This is a genomic window from Nakamurella sp. (assembly GCF_048594475.1).
Taxonomy (GTDB): domain Bacteria; phylum Actinomycetota; class Actinomycetes; order Mycobacteriales; family Nakamurellaceae; genus Nakamurella.
In genome coordinates, this window is the sequence record NZ_JBMDXT010000076.1 from 1 (window position 1) to 8,247 (window position 8,247).

An 8,247-nucleotide genomic window follows, 5' to 3' on the forward strand; every position below is an offset into this window, starting at 1 on the left:
TCTCGTGCGGATCGGAATCGCGGTACACGCGGACGACGCGGGTCTCCGCCTTGCCGTACTGGTTGTGGCCGAGCGTGACGGACATGGCACCTAGCTCCCTCGGTAGGTCGAAAATGCGAACGGGGACAACAGAAGTGGGACATGGTGGTGCGCCGTGACGTCGGTGATCTCGAACGTCACGGTGACCTTCGGGTAGAAGCCGGACTGGCCGGAGGCGGCGAAATAGGCCCCGGTGTCGAAGGTCAGGTCGTAGATTCCGGCCGCGAGCGGAACGTCCTTCCCGGCGTCCTGATGACGGTGGCGGCCGTCGGAATCGGTGACCGCGGAGAAAAGGGCGGGGGCCGGATCGCCGCTGCGGGTGAGCCGGATCGGCACCCCCTCGGCGGGGCGACCCAGGCCGGCGTCCAGCACATGGGTGGAAAGGCTCATCGTCGAGACACTCCCGGTTGTGGTTGTCCTCGAGATCATTCTTCCGCTGAGTGGAAGGCGAATCTCTTGTAGTGAAAGTTACCGCCGGTCCGCGGAGTGTGTCAACAGTTTGTTGAAGTCGGCATCACGATATATCCGGGTATCCTCGGTCGGCCATGGAGCAGCCCCGGATCGTCGCGTGGAGCATCCGGCTGCGGCGGGTGCACCGCCGGCTGGCCGACGCGCTCGCGCAGGCTCGGGATTCGATCGAGACCGGGACGCCGGTCGCGCCCGTGGTGGATCCGCTGACCGCCTGCTGGGCCTTCTGTGTTGCGCTGGACGGCCACCACGAGGGTGAGGACGCCGCGCTCTTCCCGGCCGTCCGGGCGGCCCGGCCCGACCTGGCGCCGGTGCTGGACGAGCTCGCCCGGGACCACCGCATGATCGGCGACCTGATCGAGGCGCTGAGCCGCGACCTGTCCGCGGGCGCCCCGGCCGGCGATCTCCTGCGCCACCTTGACGGCATCGAGGCGATCATGACGACCCACGTCCGGTGGGAGGAGAAGCGACTGCTCGGCGTGATCGACGCGGTGACCATGCCGGCCGTCGATACGACGTCGGTGCTGGGTCCGCTCGGGTGAACCCGAACCGTACGGCTCATCGTGCGGCGGGTCCGGATGTGCCATCCTGCGTCGATGGGAACCGCTGAATCCCGCACCGAGCCGGCGGCGTACCTGGCCTGGAACAAGGCCATGGAATGGCCGTTGATCGGGGTGGCCCTGGTCTTCGGGGTGGCGTACGCCTATCAGGTGCTGGCCGAGCCGACCGGGTGGCCCAACCAGGCCTGCGATGTCCTGGCCGTCGGCTGCTGGCTGGTGTTCGTCGTCGACTACGGGGTACGGCTGTCCCTCGCGGCGCACCGCGGTCGGTGGTTCGTCCGGCACCTGCCGTCCCTGCTGGTCGTCGCCCTCCCGGTGCTGCGGCCGTTGCGCCTGGTCCGGCTTCTGACCCTGCTGACGGTCTTCCAGCGGGCGGCCGGCACGGCCCTGCGGGGCCGGGTGGTGGTGTATGCCGCGGCGACCACGAGCCTGCTCGTCCTGGTGTCCTCGCTGGCGGTCTTCGATGCCGAGCGCTACGCACCGGGCTCGCTGATCACCTCGTACGGCGAAGCACTGTGGTGGGCCTGCGTGACGGTGACGACGGTGGGCTACGGCGACGTGTACCCGGTGACCCTGGGCGGCCGGTGCATCGCCGTGGCGATGATGGTGTGCGGTATCGCCCTGCTCGGCACGATCACCGCGATCATCGCGTCCTGGATGGTCGAACAGGTGCGGGAGCAGGAGGAGTCCCAGGAGGCGGCCACCCGGGCCCAGGTCGAGCGGCTGGCCGGCCACCACGACCGCCTCGAGCGCCGGCTGGCCGGCGCGGACGCCTCCGATCGGGTGGCCGGCGGGGCCGGGTCGGACGGCGCCGGTCGTCAGTCGCGGCGCCCCGGGTCGGGCGAGATCGTCACGTAATCGGGGTGTTTGGCCGTCCGGTGGTCGCCCGATGAGCGGCCCTGGACCCGCCGGCGGACCCATGGGGCCACGTGCTGTCGGTAGAACAGGAGATTGTCCGCGAGGCTGCGGCGCGGTTCGACGGGTGTCGGCGGTTCCGCTGCCGGCGGGTGCCCGAGGGCGGCCAGCACCTGGCGGGCGACCCGCCGGTGTCCGGCCGGGTTGAGGTGGATGCGGTCGGCGCCCCAGTAGCCGGGGCGCCGGATCTCCCGGTCGTGCCACATGTCCACGAAGGCCAGGCCGGCCTCGTCGGTCAGCCGCACGATGTCGGCGGTCAGTTCCTCACCCCGGCGGTGGACCACCTGGCCGAGCGGGATACGGGACGTCGGGTCGGGGCCGGCGAGCACGATCAGCCGCACCCCGGCCTCCCGGCACCGGCGCACCACCAGACGGGACAGGTCCATCAACGGACCCATCTCGACGTTCCGGCGCATGATGTCGTTCCCGCCGCCGTTGTAGGTCACCAGGGTCGGGGCGAGCGCGAGCGCCGGTTCGAGCTGCTCCTGGACGATCGGCCCCAGCTTGCGCCCGCGGATCGCCAGGTTCGCGTAGGCGACCGGGGTTCCGGTGGCGTCGGCGAGTCCCTCGGCGACCCGGTCGGCCCAGCCGCGCAGGCTGCCGTCCGCCCGTTCGTCGCCCACACCCTCGGTGAAGCTGTCCCCGATCGCCACGTACCGCACGCCCCGACTGTAGGTCGCCGACCGCGGCGGGGTGGCCGTGCCCCGCGCTCCGGGCGCCGGCGTGTGAAATTCTCATCCCGTTCCGCATCGACAGGGCGCCGGATCGGGCGCGGATCGCGGCACGGGTTCGCACCCGGGCCGTGCCGGGGAGGAGGGCGGCCATGGCCAGGGCGACGCTGCGCGATGTCGCCGAGCGCTCCGGGTTCTCGGTCACCACGGTCTCGCAGGTGCTCAACGACGTTCCCGGGAAGAGGATCCCGGAATCGACCCGGGCGCGCGTGCGGGCGGCGGCGGCGGAGCTGTCCTACACCCCCAACCGGCTGGCGCAGGGGTTGCGCCTGCGCCGGACGAACACCCTCGGCTTCATCAGCGATCACATCGCCACCTCCCCGCACGCCGGTCAGACGATCGTCGGCGCGCAGGACGCGGCGGCCGACTACGGGTCGCTGCTGCTGCTGATGAACAGCGGCAGCGACGAGGAGCTGGAGAACCTTGAGATCCAGGCGCTGCGCGACCGCCAGGTCGACGGGATCGTGTACGCGGCGGAGTACCACCGGGTCCTGGTGCCGCCGGCGGCCCTGACCGGCATCCCCACCGTGCTGCTGGACGCGCGCCCGGCGGCCGGCGAGTTCTCCTCCGTCGTGCCCGACGAGGTGGGTGGCGCGGTCACCGCGGTGAAGGAACTGATCGACCACGGCCATCGCCGCATCGCGTTCGTCACCAACATCACCGAGATCCCGGCGACGGCGCTGCGGCTGGACGGTTTCCGCAGGGCCCTCAAGTCCGCGCACCGCGCCTTCTCCCGGACCATGGTGGTGGAGGACATCTCCGAGGCCCAGGGCGGTTTCCGGGCCGCCCGGGAGTTGCTGGACCGGCCTGCGGCGGAGCGGCCGACCGCCCTGTTCTGCTTCAACGACCGGATGGCGATGGGCGCCTACCAGGCGGCCGCCGAGTGCGGTCTGCGGATCCCCGAGGACGTCTCGATCGTCGGTTTCGACAATCAGGAGCTGATCGCGGCCGGGCTGCGGCCCGGCCTGACCACCGTCGCCCTCCCGCACTATCAGATGGGTCAGTGGGCGGTGCATGCGCTGATGCGCGCCGTCGAGGGCAGCCCGACGGCGGCACTCCGGTCCGAGGTCATGCCGTGCCCGCTGGTGCGCCGGGGCTCGGTCGGGCCACCGCCCCGGGGCTGACCGGCGACGTTCCGATCGGCGAGGCGGCCGCTTCTCGGTGATCAAACGTTCCGGCGCCGTGCCCACACGTTTTGCCGGACGGGGCGGGCCCCGGCTCCGCCCGGCGTCGGCGGGCGGCAGGCGCCGTTCGGCAGTGCCGGGCGGCGGGTTCCGGGGTCATCCGGGCAATAGGCCGTGGGATGCCGAAAGGCGTTTTCTGACAGCTTCTTTCAATTGGAACGGGCAGGGCGGCGGTGGGGCGACGGGCCGAACCGGGCCGGGGCGGCGCGGCGGCGTCCCCGATCGCCTCTTGACATCCGTCGACGGCTCCTCCATCCTTCTCGTGTCAATGCAGAAACGTTTTGGCACTCACTGAGGAGGGTCGGATGGGGCGATCGACGTTGCGGGACGTCGCCGAGCGGTCGGGTCTGTCCATCACGACCGTCTCCCATGTGGTGAACGACGTTCCGGGCAAGCGGATCCCCGTCGCCACCCGGGAGCGCGTCCGGGTCGCCGTGGCCGAGCTGCAGTACACACCGAACCGGCTGGCCCAGGGCCTGCGCCTGCAACGGTCGAACACACTGGGCTTCGTCAACGACCGGATCGCCACCTCGCCGCACGCCGGCCGGACGATCCTGGGCGCCCAGGACGCCGCGGCCGAGCACGGGTCGCTGCTGCTGATGGTGAACTCGGGCGACGATGCGGATCTGGAGAACCGCGAGATCCGGGCGCTGCTCGACCGGCAGGTCGACGGCATCGTGTACGCCGCCGAGTATCACCGGCTGCTGACCCCGCCGGCCGTGTTGCGGGGAGTGCCGACGGTGCTGCTGGACGCGCGCTCGACCGTGGTCGGCTTCTCCGGGGTGGTGCCGGACGAGGTCGGCGGAGCGATGACCGCGGTGCGGGAGTTGATCGACCACGGCCATCGGCGCATCGGTTTCGTCACCAACAGCATGGACGTGCCGGCCACCCGGCTGCGCCTCGAGGGATTCAAGCGAGCGCTCAGGACGGCCCGCCGGACCTTCCGCACCGCGATGGTGGTCAGCGACCTCTCGGAGGCGCAGGGCGGTCACCGGGCGGCCGCGGCCCTGCTGGACCGGCCCGAGCCGATCCGGCCGACGGCGTTGTTCTGCTACAACGATCGCATGGCCATGGGCGCGTACCAGGCCGCGGCCGAGCGCGGCCTGCGCATCCCCCAGGACCTGTCGATCGTCGGTTTCGACGACCAGGAGATCATCTCGGCCGGCCTCCGGCCCGGCCTGACCACCGTCGCCCTGCCCCACTACGAGATGGGGCGCTGGGCCGTCGCCACCCTGCTTCGCGGGATCGACACCGAAGGAAAGGAGCCACCCCGCACCGAGATCCTGCCCTGCCCGCTGGTGCGCCGTGCATCGGTGGGCCCGCCGCCCCGGTCGTGACCCGGGACGACGAGCACTACCCACCCGAATCCCGTCCGCGTTCGCGGACGAACCCGACCGTCCGGTCCGACCGGACGACAGTGAGTTGGAGAAGCTCCGTGGTCAGCACACCCCTGAAGCGCCTCGCAGCAGTCAGTCTAGCGGCGGCGTTGGCATTTTCCCTGGCCGCCTGTGGCAAGGGCAGCAGTTCGGGCGACAGCGCCCAGACCGACGCGAACGGCACGACGACCCTCAAGCTGTGGACCCACAACGCCGGCAACGACAAGGAGTTGGCGGCCATCAATCAGGTCGTCACCGACTACAACGGCAGCCAGACCAAGTACAAGGTCGAGGTCCAGGCGTTCCCGCAGGATTCCTACAACACGTCGGTGACGGCGGCCGCGGCGTCCAAGAGCCTGCCCTGCATCCTGGACGTGGACGGTCCGAACGTCCCCAACTGGGCCTGGGCCGGCTACCTGGCGCCGTTGGACGGCCTGGACGACCAGATCTCGAAGTTCCTGCCCAGCGTCGTCGGGAAGTACAACGACAAGAACTACGCCGTCGGCTATTACGACGTCGCCCTGATCATGGAGGCGCGCAAGTCCGCCCTGGAGGAGAACGGGATCCGCATCCCGACCGCGGACCAGCCGTGGACCAAGGACGAGTTCGCCGCCGCGCTGGCCGCGATCAAGGCCAGCGGCAAGTGGGCCAATGCGCTGGACATGCAGACCGGCAACACCGGTGAATGGTGGCCGTACGCGTACTCACCGTTCCTGCAGAGCTTCGGCGGCGACCTCATCAACCGGGACGACTACGCCAGCGCCGACGGGGTGCTCAACGGCCCCGCGGCCGTGGAGTGGGCGAACTGGTTCCATGCCCTGGCCGCCGACGGCGACATGCCGCTCAAGTCGGGCGCCGACCCGGCGCAGGACTTCCTCAACGGCAAGACCGCGATCCTCTACAACGGGTCCTGGGGGGCCGAGCCGGCCCGCGCCTCCGCCATCGCCGACGACATCCTGTTCCTGCCGTCGATCGACCTCGGTCAGGGCCCGAAGATCGGCGGCGGCTCCTGGCAGTGGGCGGTCAGCCAGGGCTGCGCCGCGCCCGACGGCGCGCTGGACTACATGAAGTTCGCGCTGCAGGACAAGTACGTGGCCTCGGTGTCCGAGGCGACCGGGACGATCCCGGCGACCGATGCCGCGGCGGCCATGGTGCCCGGTTACGAGCCCGGCGGTGACAACGACATCTTCCGCCAGTACTCCAAGCAGTTCGCGCTCGTCCGGCCGGTGACGCCGGGCTACCCGTTCATCGCGACGACCTTCACCAAGACCGCGCAGGACATCCTCAACGGGGCCGACCCGCAGCAGGCCCTGGACCAGGCGGTCGCGGACATCGACGCGAACCAGAAGTCCAACAACAACTTCCAGTAACCGGACCCGTCCGGTCCACCGATCCGGGCGGGCGCCGGCCGCAGTGCCGCGCCCGCCCCATCCCGATGGTCCCGTGAGGAACGCAAAGACGCAGACAATCGGGGCCGCCCACCCCGAACCACCCACCGTGCACCAGATCGAGAAGCTCTCCTTCCGCCGACGTCGCTTCGACCGGAGCAGGCAGTCCCAGCGCATCGCCGCGGCGTGGATGGTCACCCCGGCGGTGGCCCTGTTGCTGGTCTTCATCATCATCCCGATCGTGCTCACCTTTGCGTTGGCCTTCACCAACGCCAAGCTCATTTCGCCGACCGGACCGCAGTTCGTCGGGTTCGACAACTTCGCCCGGCTCTTCGGCGATCCGCTGTTCTGGAAATCGCTGCGGAACACGTTGCTGTTCACCGTGTTCGTGGTTCCGCTGCAGGCGGGCCTGGCCCTGGTGCTGGCCCTGCTGATCAACGTCCGGATCCGGGGGGTCAACTTCTTCCGGACGGTCTACTTCCTGCCGGTGGTGACCTCGATGGTCGTCGTCTCGCTGCTGTGGAAGTTCATGTACCAGCCGGACGGCCTGATCAACGGGTTCCTCGCCATCTTCGGCATCGACGGTCCGGACTGGCTCGGCAACCCGAACACGGCACTGATCGCGGTGCTGGTGATGTCCATCTGGCAGGCCGTCGGCTTCCACATGGTCATCTGGCTCTCCGGCCTGCAGACCATCCCGCAGGACATGTACGAGGCCGGTGCGATCGACGGCGCCGGCAACTGGCAGCGGTTCCGGTACATCACCTGGCCGGCGTTGCGGCAGACCCGCACGTTCATCCTGATCACGATCACCATCCAGGCCTTCGCGCTGTTCACCCAGATCCAGGTGATGACGCAGGGCGGCCCGCTCGATTCCACCTCGACCATCGTCTACCAGTCGGTGCGCATCGGATTCTCGTTGCAGCAGACGGGATATGCCTCGGCCCTGTCCCTGGTGTTCTTCGTCCTGGTGCTGGCGGTCTCCCTGGTGCAGCGCTACCTCACGCGTGACAAGGACGTGAAGAAATGAGTGACACGCTCTCTCCCGCCCCGTCGCCGTCCCGCCCGGCCCGGGCCGGAACCCCGGTGCGGCTGACCATCGGGCGCTACGCGATCCGGTTGCTGCTGGTGCTCGTGTTCGCCCTGCCGCTGCTGTTCATGCTGGTCTCATCGCTCAAGCCGGACACCCAGATCTTCGGCGACCTCAGCTCGATCAACGCGTTCCTGCCGGTCGGTGACGTCTCGCTGGACAACTACACCGCCGTCTTCGACCGGGTGCCGTTCTGGCGGTTCATGATGAACTCCATCCTGATCACCCTGCTGACGGTGGTGCTGGGGCTGTTCGTCAACAGCATGTGTGCCTTTGCCCTGGCGCGGCTGCGGTTCCGCGGGCAGGGGCTGCTGCTCGGGGTCATCCTGGCGACCCTCATCGTGCCGTTCGAGACCCTGGCCCTGCCGCTGCTGTGGTGGGTCAATCTCCTGCCGTACTTCGACGGGTCCATCGGCTGGTTGGACACCTACGAGGTGCAGTTCGTGCCGTTCATCGCGAACGCCTTCTCCATCTACCTGTTCTACTCGTACTTCGA

Annotated in this window: 9 protein-coding genes; 7 read left to right on the top strand and 2 right to left on the bottom strand. The window is 69.6% G+C overall.

Annotated features, from left to right (window positions below):
* Positions 1-90 precede the first annotated feature (90 nt).
* On the bottom strand, positions 91-429 hold the full coding sequence (gene uraH / locus ACOJUF_RS03665; RefSeq protein WP_420120509.1) for a hydroxyisourate hydrolase: 339 nt from the start codon (positions 427-429) through the stop codon (positions 91-93).
* A 155-nt stretch (positions 430-584) separates the two neighbouring features.
* On the opposite strand from uraH, the gene ACOJUF_RS03670 reads away from it, so the two are divergent.
* Positions 585-1,049 carry a hemerythrin domain-containing protein gene (locus ACOJUF_RS03670; RefSeq protein WP_420120510.1) on the top strand — a complete coding sequence of 155 codons (465 nt, stop codon included), beginning with the start codon at positions 585-587 and terminating at the stop codon, positions 1,047-1,049.
* A gap of 54 nt (positions 1,050-1,103) precedes the next feature.
* Positions 1,104-1,925 (top strand): potassium channel family protein, encoded by an 822-nt coding sequence (locus ACOJUF_RS03675; protein WP_420120511.1) that lies wholly within the window; start codon positions 1,104-1,106, stop codon positions 1,923-1,925.
* Here the strand turns inward: ACOJUF_RS03675 and ACOJUF_RS03680 are convergent.
* Positions 1,886-2,644: an SGNH/GDSL hydrolase family protein gene (locus tag ACOJUF_RS03680; RefSeq protein ID WP_420120512.1), complete on the bottom strand. Its 759-nt coding sequence runs from the start codon at positions 2,642-2,644 to the stop codon at positions 1,886-1,888. The genes ACOJUF_RS03675 and ACOJUF_RS03680 overlap by 40 nt on opposite strands.
* Positions 2,645-2,805: 161 nt before the next feature.
* Between ACOJUF_RS03680 and ACOJUF_RS03685 the strand changes: the two genes are divergently transcribed.
* From ACOJUF_RS03685 to ACOJUF_RS03705, 5 genes are all read left to right on the top strand, one after another.
* On the top strand, positions 2,806-3,837 hold the full coding sequence (locus ACOJUF_RS03685) for a LacI family DNA-binding transcriptional regulator (protein WP_420120513.1): 1,032 nt from the start codon (positions 2,806-2,808) through the stop codon (positions 3,835-3,837).
* Between the two features lie 365 nt (positions 3,838-4,202).
* Positions 4,203-5,234 (top strand): LacI family DNA-binding transcriptional regulator, encoded by a 1,032-nt coding sequence (locus ACOJUF_RS03690; RefSeq protein ID WP_420120514.1) that lies wholly within the window; start codon positions 4,203-4,205, stop codon positions 5,232-5,234.
* Between the two features lie 149 nt (positions 5,235-5,383).
* Positions 5,384-6,643, top strand: coding sequence for an ABC transporter substrate-binding protein (locus tag ACOJUF_RS03695; RefSeq protein WP_420120515.1), 1,260 nt, complete (start codon positions 5,384-5,386; stop codon positions 6,641-6,643).
* Positions 6,644-6,851: 208 nt separating this feature from the next.
* Positions 6,852-7,691: a carbohydrate ABC transporter permease gene (locus tag ACOJUF_RS03700; protein WP_420120517.1), complete on the top strand. Its 840-nt coding sequence runs from the start codon at positions 6,852-6,854 to the stop codon at positions 7,689-7,691.
* A partial coding sequence (locus ACOJUF_RS03705; RefSeq protein WP_420120516.1) for a carbohydrate ABC transporter permease occupies positions 7,688-8,247 on the top strand: 560 nt, incomplete at its 3' end. The genes ACOJUF_RS03700 and ACOJUF_RS03705, both read left to right, overlap by 4 nt.